The organism is Streptomyces sp. NBC_01276 (assembly GCF_041435355.1).
GTDB lineage: Bacteria > Actinomycetota > Actinomycetes > Streptomycetales > Streptomycetaceae > Streptomyces.
On record NZ_CP108442.1, the window covers coordinates 3,975,450 to 3,988,128 of the forward strand.

Sequence of the window (12,679 nt, forward strand, 5' to 3'; positions counted from 1 at the left end):
GGTGGACCTCCGGGGGAGTTACCGGTCCGGTACGGGGTCCCGTTCCGGGCCTGGGACCTGCTCCTCGTCCGGCTTGGAGCGTTCGTGCAGCTCGAACCAGATCGACTTGCCCGCGCCGCGCGGGTCGACGCCCCAGGTGTCGGCGAGCATCTCCATCAGCAGCACGCCGCGCCCGCTGGACGCCATCTCCCCGGGGTGGCGCATGTGCGGCAGCTCGTCGCTCCCGTCCGCCACCTCCACGCGCAGCCGGCGCGCGCCCAGCTCGCCCACCGCCTCCGCGACCAGCAGCGCGTCGCCGTCGGTGTGCACGAGCACGTTGGTCACCATCTCGGAGACCATCAGCTCGGCCGCGTCGACCTGCTCGGGGTCCGTCCAGTCGTGCAGCAGCTCCCGGACCTGGCGCCGGGCCCCCGCGATCCGCTCCGGCTCCGCCTGCGCCACGGTCAGCACCGTGCGCCGGGCGGGCCGCGACGGGCGTGACGGCGGGGTCCCGCAGCCGCAGTCCGCGCTCTCGCGGCACAGCAGCACCACGGCTATGTCGTCCTCGCGGCGGTCGGCCAGCGGCCCGGTGGTGTGGTGCGAGGAAGGCCCGTGCACGGCCTGCACCAGCAGGTCGGCCAGTGTTTCGAGGTGCCGGGGCTCCAGGTCCTCCGTGTCGTGCGTCCCGGACTCCAGGATGGCCCGCAGCCGCGCCCAGCCGGTGTCCAGGTCGTGCCCGCCGGTCTCGATGAGCCCGTCGGTGCAGAGCATCATCGTCTCGCCGGGTTCCAGGGTGAACCGGGTGGTGGGGTAGTCGGTGTCCGGGATGATCCCGAGCGGCAGGCCGCCCGCGGTGGGCCGCATCAGGACGGTGCCGTCCGCCATCCGGATCGCCGGGTCGGGGTGTCCGGCGCGGGCCACCTCCAGCAGGCCCGTCTCCGGGTCGCACTCCACGTAGAGGCAGGTCGCGAAGCGCGGGCTCTGGTAGTCGGGCCCCTCGGCCGGGTCCGACTCCTGGGAGGAGCAGAGCCCGGACAGGAAGCGGGAGGCCCGCGAGAGCACGGCGTCGGGGCGGTGGCCCTCGGAGGCGTAGGCCCGTACGGCGATCCGCAGCTGGCCCATCAGGCCGGCCGCGCGTACGTCGTGCCCCTGGACGTCGCCGATGACCAGCGCGAACCGGCCCGAGGGCAGCGGGATCACGTCGTACCAGTCGCCGCCGACCTGGAGGCCGCCGCCGGTGGGGACGTAGCGGGCCGCGAGGGTCATGCCGGGGATCTCCGGCCCCAGCTGCGGCATCATCGACCGCTGGAGCCCGGTGGTGAGTTCCCGCTCGGACTCGGCCACTCCGGCCCGCTGGAGGGCCTGGGCCAGCATCCGGGCCACCGTCGTCAGCACGGACCGCTCGTCGGGCGAGAAGGACACCGGGTGCTTGAAGGCGGCCATCCAGGCCCCCATGGTCCGCCCGGCCACGATCAGCGGCAGGAAGGCCCAGGAGGCGCGCCCGAAGCGCTGGGCGAGCGGCCAGGTGACCGGGAAGCGCCGCAGGTAGTCCTCGGGGCTGGGCAGGTAGATCGCCCGGCCGCCCCGGACGACCTCCGCGGCCGGGTAGTCGGTGTCCAGCGGCATGTCGGTGAAGGGGCTCTCGTCCCCGGGGCCGTGCCCGTGGTGTCCGATGACCGACAGCCGGTCGCCCGCCACTCCGAAGACGGCCAGCCCGTCCGGGTTGAAGCCCGGCATGGACAGCGAGGCCGCCACGCGCAGCACCTCCGCGGTGGAGCGGGCCTCGGCCAGCGCCCGGCCCGCGTCCAGCAGGAAGGCCTCGCGGGAGCGCCGCCAGTCGCCGGTGATCGGGGTGTGCGCCGCGGTGGTGCCGGGCTGCGGTTCGGCGATCTCCTGGATGGTGCCGATCAGCTCGTAGTCGACGCGGCCCTCGGCCGTCAGGTTCTGCACGGGCTTGGAGCGGCTGCGCACGGTGCGCAGCACGCGCCCGTCCTCGTCCATGATCCGCAGCCGGGCCTCGGCGAGGGTGCCCTCGGCGACGGCGAGGTTCACGATGCCGTTGATCTCGTTCCAGTCCACCGGGTGGAAGCGGGAGCGGGCGGCGGCCTCCGGCAGGACGACGGGCTCCGCGGGCAGCCCGAGCAGCCGGGCGGCCTCGCCGTCGAGGGTGACCGTCCCGGAGGCGTTGTCCCATCGCCACAGACCGGTCGCGATGGCGGCCAGGACGTCCTCGGTGCGCACCCGGCCATCTTTACAGGTCATCCGGTCGGGCTGCCTGTTCATCCCCCTGTACGGGCGCGCCCGCGCGGCGGCCCGCCCGGACGGTAACCTTGGGACGGTTGAATCCACCCTGGTATCGCGTAGAACTGGATGACTGATGCATCGGTACAGGTCCCACACGTGCGGCGAGCTCCGTGCCTCCGACGTCGCCTCCGACGTCCGGCTGAGCGGCTGGCTGCACAATCGTCGAGACCTGGGCGGCATCCTCTTCATCGATCTGCGTGACCACTACGGCATCACGCAGCTCGTGGCCCGCCCCGGCACCGCGGCCGCCGCCGTCCTGGACAAGCTGTCCAAGGAGACGGTCGTGCGGGTCGACGGCAAGGTCGTCTCCCGTGGCGCCGACAACGTCAACCCCGAGCTGCCGACGGGCGAGATCGAGATCGAGGCCGTCGAGGTCGAGGTGCTCGGCGCCGCCGCCCCGCTGCCCTTCACGATCAACACCGACGACGGGGTGAACGAGGAGCGGCGCCTGGAGTACCGCTTCCTCGACCTGCGCCGCGAGCGCATGCACCGCAACATCATGCTGCGCTCGGCCGTCATCGCGTCGATCCGCTCGAAGATGGTGGCCCTCGGCTTCAACGAGATGGCGACCCCGATCCTCACCGCGACCTCTCCCGAGGGCGCCCGTGACTTCGTCGTCCCGTCCCGTCTGAACCCGGGCAAGTTCTACGCGCTGCCGCAGGCGCCGCAGCAGTTCAAGCAGCTGCTGATGATCTCCGGCTTCGACCGGTACTTCCAGATCGCCCCCTGCTTCCGCGACGAGGACGCCCGCGCCGACCGTTCGCCGGGCGAGTTCTACCAGCTCGACGTCGAGATGTCGTTCGTCGAGCAGGAGGACGTCTTCCAGCCGATCGAGCGCCTGATGACGGAGATCTTCACGGAGTTCGGCAAGGGCCGCGAGGTCACCTCGCCGTTCCCGCGGATCCCGTTCCGCGAGTCGATGCTGAAGTACGGCAACGACAAGCCCGACCTGCGCGCCAAGCTGGAGCTCGTCGACATCACCGACGTCTTCGAGGGCTCGGAGTTCAAGGCGTTCGCCGGCAAGCACGTGCGCGCGCTCGCCGTCCCGGACACCGCCGCGCAGCCGCGCAAGTTCTTCGACGGCCTCGGCGAGTACGCGATCTCGCTGGGCGCCAAGGGCCTGGCCTGGGTCCGCGTGGGCGAGGACGGCGCGCTGACCGGCCCGATCGCCAAGTTCCTCACCGAGGAGAACGTCAAGGTCCTCACCGAGCGTCTGGGCCTGGCGGCCGGGCACGCGGTGTTCTTCGGCGCGGGCGAGTTCGACGAGGTCTCCAAGATCATGTCCGGCGTCCGCGTCGAGGCGGCCAAGCGCGCGGGCCAGTTCGAGGAGAACGTCTTCCGCTTCTGCTGGATCGTCGACTTCCCGATGTACGAGAAGGACGAGGAGACCGGCAAGATCGACTTCTCCCACAACCCGTTCTCCATGCCGCAGGGCGGCATGAAGGACCTGGAGGAGAAGGACCCGCTCGACATCCTGGCCTGGCAGTACGACATCGTCTGCAACGGCATCGAGCTGTCCTCGGGCGCCATCCGCAACCACGAGCCCGAGGTCATGCTGAAGGCCTTCGAGATCGCCGGTTACGAGGCCGAGACCGTCGAGCGCGAGTTCGCCGGCATGCTGCGCGCGTTCCGCCTCGGCGCCCCGCCGCACGGTGGCATCGCCCCGGGCGTGGACCGCATCGTGATGCTGCTGGCCGACGAGCCGAACATCCGCGAGACCATCGCCTTCCCGCTGAACGGCAACGCCCAGGACCTGATGATGGGCGCGCCGACGGTGCTGGAGGAGGCCCGCCTGCGCGAGCTGAACATCGCGCTGCGCAAGCCGGTCGAGACCAAGGCCGCGGCCTCGGAGCGGCCCGTCTCCGACGCGGTCGCCCCGGACGCCGGTTCGCCGCGCGGCTGAGGCCCGTAGGCCCGTAAGGCCCTTGGGCCCTGGGGCCCGCTCGTACGAAGGCGGCGCCCCCTCCCGGACCGGGAGGGGGCGCCGCCTTTTCGTCGCCGGGGGTCGTTCAGAACCGGTCGAGCAGGCCCTTGAGGAGGGCGGCCGGGGCGAGCTCGGCGGGGGCCGGGCCGGCGTGGAAGAAGCCGGCGTTGTCGGCGTCCAGCTTGCGCAGGAAGTCGAAGGCCTTGTTGTCGTGGTCGCCGAACGCGACGAACTGCCAGTGGACCTCGGGGGCGGTGGCGGCGGCGTCGACGATCGCCTGCCGGGCGGGCTGACGGCTGTCGGGCGCGCCGTCCGTCTGGAAGACGACCAGGGCCGGGCCGGTGCCGCCGTCCTTCCGGTAGCGCTCCAGGACGGCCTCCACGGCCACGTGGTAGCTGGTGCGGCCCATCCGGCCGAGTTCGGCGTGGCGGGCCTCGACCCAGGCCGCGTCGTGGGCGTCGAGGGTCAGCTCGGCGGTGCCGTCCAGCTCGGTGGAGAAGAACACCGTGTGGACGGTGGCCTCCTCGTCGAGGTGCGCGGCCAGCGCCAGGGCGTGGTCGGCGAGGTGCTGGGCGCTGCCGTCCTTGTAGAAGCCGCGCATGGAACCGGAGCGGTCGAGGACCAGGTACACCTTGGCGCGGGCCCCGGCCCTGCCCTTGGTGCGCAGCACCTGGCCGGCGGCCTTGTACGCGGCCGCCACCTCGGGCGCCCGTCGCCGTACCGCTGCCGCGGCGATGGCGGGCCCCTGCGGTTCCGCCTCCGGCTCCGGTTCGGCGGCCTCGGGCTCGGGCTCGGCCTCCGCTTGCGCGGCGACGGGCTCCGGCTGGGCCTCGGGCTCCGCGACGGCGGGCTCCTCGGGCTCCGCCTCCGGCTCCGGCTCGGCAGCCACGGCCACGGCCTCCGCCTCGGGCTCCGGGGCGGAGGTCTCGGCGGCGACGGCCTCCGGCTCGGCCTGCGCGGCCACCGCTTCGGTCTCGGCCTCCGGCAGCGCCGGGGCGGTCTCGGGCTCCGGCAGCGCCGGGGCGGTCTCGGGCTCCGGGGCCTCGGCGGTGACCGCCTCCGGCTCGGGCGCTTCGGCTTCGGCCTCGGGCAGCGCCTCGGCGGCGGCGGCCTCGACCGTGGCGGCTTCCGCCTCGGTGGCTCCGGCCTCGCTGGTGACGGCCTCGGGCTCGGCCTGCGCCTCCACCGCTTCCGCCGCGGGCTCCGTGACCCCGGCGGCGGCGGGCTCGGGCTCGGCCGTGGCGGCTTCCGCCTCGGTGGCTTCGGCCTCCGGCTGCGCCGGGGTGGCGGTCGCCTCCGGCTCGGCCTCGGTGCTGACGGCTTCCGGCTCGGCCTGGACGGCCACCGCTTCGGCCTCGGGCTCCGTGGCCTCGGCAGTGGCGGCCTCGGCCTCGGGCGCTTCGGCTTCGGCCCCGGGCGGCGCCTCGGCGGTGGCGGCGGGCTCGGCCTGCGGGGCCACCGCCTCGGTCTCGGGCTCCGGCTGCGCCGGGGCGGCCTCGGGCTCCGTGGCCTCGGCGGTGACCGCCTCCGGCTCGGCAGGGGCGGCCTCCGGTGCGGGGGTGTCCGTACCGGCGGTGGCCTCGGCCGGGTCCGGCTGCGCCGGAGTGGCGGGGGCCGGGGAGGGGGTTTCCGGCAGCGCCGGGGGCGAGGGGCGCCGGGCCTCCGGGACCGTGGGGTCCGTCGTCTGCGCCGGGGCGGTCAGCAACGTGCCCGGCTCGCGGTCGCGCGGTGCGGACTGCGGCGGGACGGTGGGGTTGTCGAAGGAGGCCGCCACCAGTTCGGCGGCCGCGTCCAGGGGGTTGCGTTCCGCCTGGCTGGGTACCGCTGCCGAAGCAGAGGAATCCGACGTCTCCGGAACCGGCTCGGCCGACCGTCCGAACACCTTGCGCAACAAGCTCCGAATACCCATGGGCCAGGCCTTTCGCATGAGTGCGTGCGTCATTTGTCCGTGCTGCGCGGTTGATCCCTGCCCAGAGTGGACACGTAAGGTTATCGGCCCCTTGGCTGGAACTTCGGCAGGGGCGCCTTTCGTGGCGCCCAGCCAACCAGGGAACAGCGGCCTCCACCCGAACTGCCCCTCCGCCGTGCCGGGTTCATCCAGCGTTCACCCCCGCGCCGCCGCATCGGCGCAACCCGCGCCTAGCGTCGCCGCTGATTCGTCCCGACGCGACGTCGGCGCCGTGCACCCACCGGAGGACACCTCGTGCGCAAGCTCCTGCCGCTCATCGGCAACCCGCATGGGAGCGGTCGTTCCGCTCTCACCTGCCGCTACCGCTGTGGCGACGCCTGCTTCCACGAGGTGCCCAACACCAGTGACAACGAGTACGTCGGCGACGTCATCGCCCGTGCCTACTCCCGCCGCTCGATGCTGCGCTCCGCGGCGGTCGTCACCGTCGCCACCGCCGCCGGCACCGCCGTCACCCTCGGGGCGGGCGGAGGCCAGTCCGCCGAGGCGGCTCCCTCCGCCGACCCCAAGGCCGGTTCGGGCGAGGCCGCACGCGGCCTGCGCTTCAAGGCCGTCGCGCCGAACACCGACGACCGGGTGACCGTCCCCGAGGGCCACGACCAGAACGTGGTCATCCGCTGGGGCGACCCGATCGTCAAGGGCGCCCCGGGGTTCAATCCGGACAAGCAGACCGCAGCCGCCCAGGCCGGTCAATTCGGTTACAACAACGACTTCCTGAGCCTGCTCCCGCTCGGCGGCGGCTACGAGCGCCAGCAGCTGCTCGTGGCCAACCACGAGTACACGGACGAGAACCTCATGTTCAAGGGCTACGACCCGGCCAACCCGACCCGCGAGCAGGTCGAGGTCGCGTGGGCCGCGCACGGCCTCGGCGTCGTCGTGGTCCAGGAGGACCACCGCTCCGGCAAGCTGACCGCCGTCAACCGCCACCAGCTCAACCGCCGCCTCACCGCCACCAGCGAGTTCCGCCTCACCGGCCCGGCCGCGGGCAGCGCGCTGCTGAAGACCTCCGTCGACCCGACCGGCACCAAGGTCCTCGGCACGCTCAACAACTGCTCCGGCGGCACCACCCCGTGGGGCACCACCCTCCACGGCGAGGAGAACTTCAACCAGTACTTCGCCAACGCCGGCCAGGTCACCGACCCGGCCGAGGCGGCCCGCCTCAAGCGGTACGGCGTGAGCACCGGCGCCACCGAGCGCAAGTGGGAGCGGTTCGACAAGCGCTTCGACTGCCTCCAGGAGCCCAACGAGTCCCACCGCTTCGGCTGGGTCGTCGAGCTCGACCCGTACGACCCGAACTCCGTCCCGCGCAAGCGCACCGCGCTGGGCCGCTTCAAGCACGAGGGCGCCCAGCCCCGGCTGACCGAGGACGGCCGTCCGGTCGTCTACATGGGCGACGACGAGCGCTTCGACTACTTCTACAAGTTCGTGTCGAGCAAGCAGATGAAGAAGGGCGACAGCCGCGCGGCGAAGGAGCACAACCTCACGCTGCTCGACGAGGGCACGCTCTACGTCGCCAAGCTGACCGGCGACTCCCCGGCCGCCGAGATCGACGGCTCCGGCAAGCTGCCCGCCGACGGCCGGTTCGACGGCTCCGGCGTCTGGATCAAGCTGGCCACCGCCTCCGCCTCCGGCAGCGTCTCGCACGTCGAGGGCATGACCGCCGAGGAGGTGTTCGTCTTCACCCGCCAGGCCGGTGACAAGGTCGGCGCCACCAAGATGGACCGCCCCGAGGACATCGAGCCGAGCCCGCGCACCGGCCGCGTCTACGTGGTGCTGACCAACAACACCGACCGCGGCAAGGCCGGCAAGGCCGGCGCGGACGAGGCCAACCCGCGCAACCTGAACAAGCACGGCCAGATCCTGGAGCTCGCCGAGAACTTCGACGACCCGGCGGGCGACGGCTTCGCCTGGCGCCTGTTCCTGGTCGCCGGCGACCCGAACGACGCGTCGACCTACTTCGCGGGCTTCCCGAAGGACAAGGTCAGCGCGATCTCCTGCCCGGACAACGTGACCTTCGACCCGCACGGCAACCTGTGGATCTCCACGGACGGCAACCAGCTCGGCTCGCACGACGGCCTGTTCGGCGTCGCCACCGCCGGTGAGCGCCGCGGCGAGCTCAAGCAGTTCCTGACCGTGCCGCGGGGCGCCGAGACCTGCGGTCCGCTGGTCCAGGACAGGCGCGTCCTGGTCGCGGTGCAGCACCCGGGCGAGATCGACGGCGCGTCCGTCGAGAAGCCGCAGTCGGTGTGGCCCGACGGGCCCGGCAAGATCGTCCGCCCGGCGGTCGTGTCGGTCTGGCGCAAGGACGGCAAGAACATCGGCGTCTGATCCGCCCGGTGGACGGGGCCGGTTGACCGCGGCGCGGTCAACCGGCGTCCGGCATCCGCCCCACCGGCAGGCGCAGGGTCGTCAGCGCACCCCCGTCCGGGGCGTTGGCGAACCCCAGGACGATCTCCAGGACCGCGGCCTGGCCCACCACGATGGTCAGGCCCAGCCCGTGGCCCCGGCCGCGCCCGGGATCCCCGGTGCGGAAGCGCTTCGGGCCCTGCTCGATCAGTTCGGCCGGGTAGCCCGGACCGTGGTCGCGGATCGCCACGACCGGTCCCTCCACCGTCACCTCGACCGGCGGCCGGCCGTGCCGGTGGGCGTTGACCAGCAGGTTGGCCAGGATCCGGTCCAGGCGCCGCCGGTCGGTGAGCACCACCGCGTCGCGGACCACCCGGACCTCGGCGGGCAGCCGGGTCCCGGCGACGGCCCGCTCCACGGCCCGGCCCAGCTCCACCAGGGACAGGTCGGCGCGCTCCACGCCCGAATCGAGCCGGGAGATCTCCAGCAGGTCCTCGGTGAGCAGGTGCAGGGCCTTGAGCCGGTCGTTGATCATCTCCTTCGGGCGGCCCTCGGGCAGCAGCGAGGCCGCCGCCAGTGATCCCGTCAGCGGGGTGCGCAGCTCGTGCGCCACGTCCGCCGTGAACCGCTTCTCCGCCTCCAGCCGTTCCTGCAGCGAGGCCGCCATGGTGTCCAGGGCGTGCGCGACGTCCCGTACCTCGTCGCGGTAGCGGCGCGGCCGGCGTCCGTCCGGGTCCGCGTCCGAGTCCGCCTCCTGGACCGCGTCCGGGGCGGCGTCCGCGCCGGTGTCCGGGCCCGCGTCGGCGGGGAAGTCCACCCGGGCGTCCAGGTCCCCGGAGCTGATCCGGCGGGCCACGGCGGCCGTGGTGGCGAGCCGTCTGCTGATCCGGTCGGCGAGGAAGAGACCGGCCAGTGCCACGACCCCGGCCGCGAGCACCGCGGAGGCCAGGATCGCGGTGTCGATGTCCCGCAGCCGCCCGCGCGTGTTCCCGTACGGGATCCAGACCGCGAGGGCCGCGCGGTCGGCGGGTCCGGCCGCCCACATGACGGGTTCGCCCCCGTGGGTGCCGACCATGCTGCCGGTCCGGCCGCGCGCGACGAGCGCCCGCAGCGGGGCGGGCAGGCCGGGCGGGTCCAGGGCGGCGTTCACGTCGCCGTGCGCCGTGCCGTACTCGTAGTGGCCGAGGGCGTGGTCGAGGTCCCGGGCCGCCTCCTTGCGGACCTCGCCGACGACCTGTCGGGCGACCACGTTGTGCACGAGGATCCCCAGCGCGGCGGCGACCAGGCAGCACACCGTCGTGGTGGTGAGGGCGATCTTCCAGCGCAGGCTGCTCAGCGCGCGCATCGCGACCGGGCCCCGGGCAGCGGGACGTCCGTGAGGGCCGCGCACTCGTCGAGGGTGAGCTGCGACAGGCTCATGCTGCGCGTCCTGTCGTCCCAGACGTAGTCGGAGACCGAGCTGTACTGCGGGTTCGAGGTCGGCTCGCGGACGGCCAGGTGCCCGGCGGCCACCTCGACGCCCTCCAGTACCCCGCGCCGGGCCAGGATCCGGGCGATCCGGCCGTCGTCCCGGACGGTGTAGACGCGCAGTTCGCTGAGCCGGCCGTCCACGTCCAGGGCCGTGATCAGCTCCTCGCGGCCGTCACCCGTCAGGTCGTGCAGGACGCCGGGGCGCACCGGGCAGTCGGGCCCGCCGTCCGCGGTCCGGGTGCAGAGCGCGAGCCGCCGTACCGCGCGCGGGTCGACGAGGCGGCCCGTCCCGCCGTCCTCGGCGGTGGCGGAGGTGATGTCGGCCCGTACGACGGCCGGCGCGTCGACCCCGCGCATCGTCAGCGCCGGCGCCCTGGGGAGTCCCGGCACCGTGGCGGCCGCGCCCGGCTGCTGTCCCTCGGGAGCCGGGTCGGGGTGGATGTCCTTCCACAGGGTCTGGGGGGCGTGCACGGTGCCGAGGTCGCCCTCGCTCTTGAGCCCCTCCACGTCGGCGCACCCCGCCCCGCCCGCCAGAACGGCGGCGAGGACCATCACGGCCGGAACCCGGTGCATGCTCCGATGCTGCCCCGCCGCGGTCGGCCCGGCCCGGCCCGTGCGCCGTTCGGGGGACCGCGGCACCCGGCGGGCGGCGTCCGGCCGCCGCGGGCGCCGGCGGCCGGGTCAACGGTCCGGCTGGGCGATCGCGCGGGCCGCCGCGACCTCCTGGTGGACCGGGGCGAGGACGGAGTCCAGGGCCTCCGGCGGGAGGGGCCGGACGCGGACCTCCTTCAGGGTCGCGCTGCTGCGCACCCCCCGCGCCAGGCCGTGCAGCTCGTCCGTGAGGGCAGCCACCTCCTCGGCGCCGGGGGGAGCGGCTCCGTGGTTGACCCGGACCCGGGCCGCCGTCGTCGCGTCCACGATCCGTTCCACCGCCACCACCAGCGGCCACCACGCGGCGGCACGCGGGCCGGTGGGCGGGGGTTCGGTCAGGGCCCGCTGGAACTCGTTGCGCACGTCGGAGAGGTCCCGGTAGATACGGCGGCGGGCCTTCTGCCGGGTCAGCCGGGCGGCCCGGAGCGCGGCGTCGTCCGCGAAGGGGGCGAAGGCCCGCTCCACGTAGCTGGCCGCGTCGTCCACGGCGGCGGCGAGCCGGTCCCCGATCCGGGTGTGCCAGCTCTCGGGCCACAGGAGGTAGCCGGCGACGAGGGCGATGGCGCAGCCGATGAGGCTGTCGATCAGGCGCGGCCGGATCAGGTCGAAGCCCTGGTGGTTGAGGAGGTCCGAGAGCAGCAGGATCACGGGGGTGATGGCCGCGGTCTGGAAGGCGTACCCCTTGGTGGAGAACACCGGGATCAGCATGGCCAGCAGCGCCATGACCGGTACGTCCCACCAGCCGCGCGGTACCTCGGCGAGGACGGCGGCCGACAGGACCAGCCCGCCGGCGGTGCCCAGGGCGCGCAGGACGGCGCGGGAGAAGACGGAGCCGAAGTCCGGTTTGAGGACGAAGGTGACGGTCAGGGCGACCCAGTAGGACCGTTCCACCTCGATCAGGGAGACGAGGGACTGCGCGAGCCCGATGCACAGGGCGAGGCGCAGCCCGTACCGCCAGGAGGCCCCGGACAGCATCGTGTCGCGCACCGCCCGCCGGGCCCTGATCCGCAGGGCCGCGGGCCGGCCGAGCCGGTCGTCGATGTCGTACGGGTCCGGTCCCGGGGAGCGCACGGTGGCCGCGGCGTACGTCAGCGCGGAGTCGAGGGCCCGCTCGGAGGGGCTCCGCGGTGCGGGCAGGTCCGGTACGGGGGCGCCGGGGCGGCCCTCCTCGACGGCCCGCGCCAGTTCCCGTACGGCCGCCGGGAGCGCGGGCGGCAGGGGCCGGCCGCGCAGGTGGGCGGCGGGCGCGGCCTCGACCAGCGGGATCAGCGCGTTCAGCTGGGCGAGCAGCCGCACCAGCGAGGGGCTGCGGCCGTGCACCCGGGCCCGGCGGCCCAGGACGAGGTCGTAGGCGTGGTTCAGGGCCTGGGTGAGCTGGTGGCGGCGTTCCTCGTACGCGGGTCCGCCCGCGGCCTCCAGGCTGTCGGCGAGGGCCCGGTAGGCGGACGCGACGGCGGTCCGTTCGGGCAGCCGGCCGCGCAGTGGCCAGCCCAGCAGGCTCAGGGCGAGCACGAACAGGCCGCCGGCGCTGAGCAGCAGCGGGGCGGTCCACCAGGGTTCGGGCATCGGCAGGCCGGCCCCGACGACCGCGTTGAGCAGGAGCAGCAGTCCGGACACGGAGGCGACGGTGCCGATCGAGGAGATCATCCCGGAAACGAGGGCGATCAGGGTGAGGACGCCGACGGCGAGCCAGCCGTGCCCGTAGACGAGGGTGCCGGCGGCGACGCCGACGGCTCCGAAGAACTGCGGGACGGCGATGTTCAGGATCCGCATCCGGTACGCGTCGGCGGTGTCGCCGATGACCCCGGAGAGGGCGCCCATGGAGACGAGGGCGCCGTACTCGGGCTCGTCCAGGGCGAAGCCGACGGCGAGCGGGGTGGCCAGCGCGATCCCGGCGCGGACGGCCGCCGCCCAGGGGACGGGCGCGCGGCTCGGCCGCAGTCCGGCGAGCAGCCAGGCGGGGGGTGCCAGCGGATTCGGCCGCAGCCGCCCGGACGGTATGTGCTCGGTGCGTCGTTCGGTGGTCATTCCGCTTCCGT

At 74.0% G+C, this 12,679-nt stretch carries 7 protein-coding genes; 2 read left to right on the forward strand and 5 right to left on the reverse strand.

What is annotated here, in order from left to right; translation table 11 throughout:
• Positions 1-18: 18 nt before the first annotated feature.
• On the reverse strand, positions 19-2,220 hold the full coding sequence (locus OG295_RS17625) for a SpoIIE family protein phosphatase (RefSeq protein WP_371681222.1): 2,202 nt from the start codon (positions 2,218-2,220) through the stop codon (positions 19-21).
• Between the two features lie 136 nt (positions 2,221-2,356).
• Here OG295_RS17625 and aspS point away from each other — a divergent pair, with 136 nt between their 5' ends.
• Positions 2,357-4,186: an aspartate--tRNA ligase gene (gene aspS, locus OG295_RS17630; RefSeq protein ID WP_266840161.1), complete on the forward strand. Its 1,830-nt coding sequence runs from the start codon at positions 2,357-2,359 to the stop codon at positions 4,184-4,186.
• A 106-nt stretch (positions 4,187-4,292) separates the two neighbouring features.
• On the opposite strand, the gene OG295_RS17635 is transcribed toward aspS, so the two are convergent.
• Positions 4,293-6,116: a VWA domain-containing protein gene (locus OG295_RS17635; RefSeq protein WP_371677721.1), complete on the reverse strand. Its 1,824-nt coding sequence runs from the start codon at positions 6,114-6,116 to the stop codon at positions 4,293-4,295.
• A gap of 294 nt (positions 6,117-6,410) precedes the next feature.
• On the opposite strand from OG295_RS17635, the gene OG295_RS17640 reads away from it, so the two are divergent.
• Positions 6,411-8,501, forward strand: a complete 2,091-nt coding sequence (locus tag OG295_RS17640; protein WP_371677722.1) for a PhoX family phosphatase — start codon at positions 6,411-6,413, stop codon at positions 8,499-8,501.
• 37 nt (positions 8,502-8,538) lie between these two features.
• On the opposite strand, the gene OG295_RS17645 is transcribed toward OG295_RS17640, so the two are convergent.
• The 3 genes from OG295_RS17645 to OG295_RS17655 all read right to left on the reverse strand — a co-directional run bounded on the left by OG295_RS17645 (position 8,539) and on the right by OG295_RS17655 (position 12,668).
• Positions 8,539-9,864 carry a sensor histidine kinase gene (locus tag OG295_RS17645; RefSeq protein ID WP_371677723.1) on the reverse strand — a complete coding sequence of 442 codons (1,326 nt, stop codon included), beginning with the start codon at positions 9,862-9,864 and terminating at the stop codon, positions 8,539-8,541.
• Entirely contained in the window at positions 9,852-10,562 is a 711-nt protein-coding gene (locus OG295_RS17650; protein WP_371677724.1) for a hypothetical protein, read from the reverse strand. The genes OG295_RS17645 and OG295_RS17650 overlap by 13 nt, the downstream gene beginning before the upstream one ends.
• Before the next feature lie 108 nt (positions 10,563-10,670).
• On the reverse strand, positions 10,671-12,668 hold the full coding sequence (locus OG295_RS17655; protein WP_371677725.1) for an FUSC family protein: 1,998 nt from the start codon (positions 12,666-12,668) through the stop codon (positions 10,671-10,673).
• Positions 12,669-12,679 lie beyond the last annotated feature (11 nt).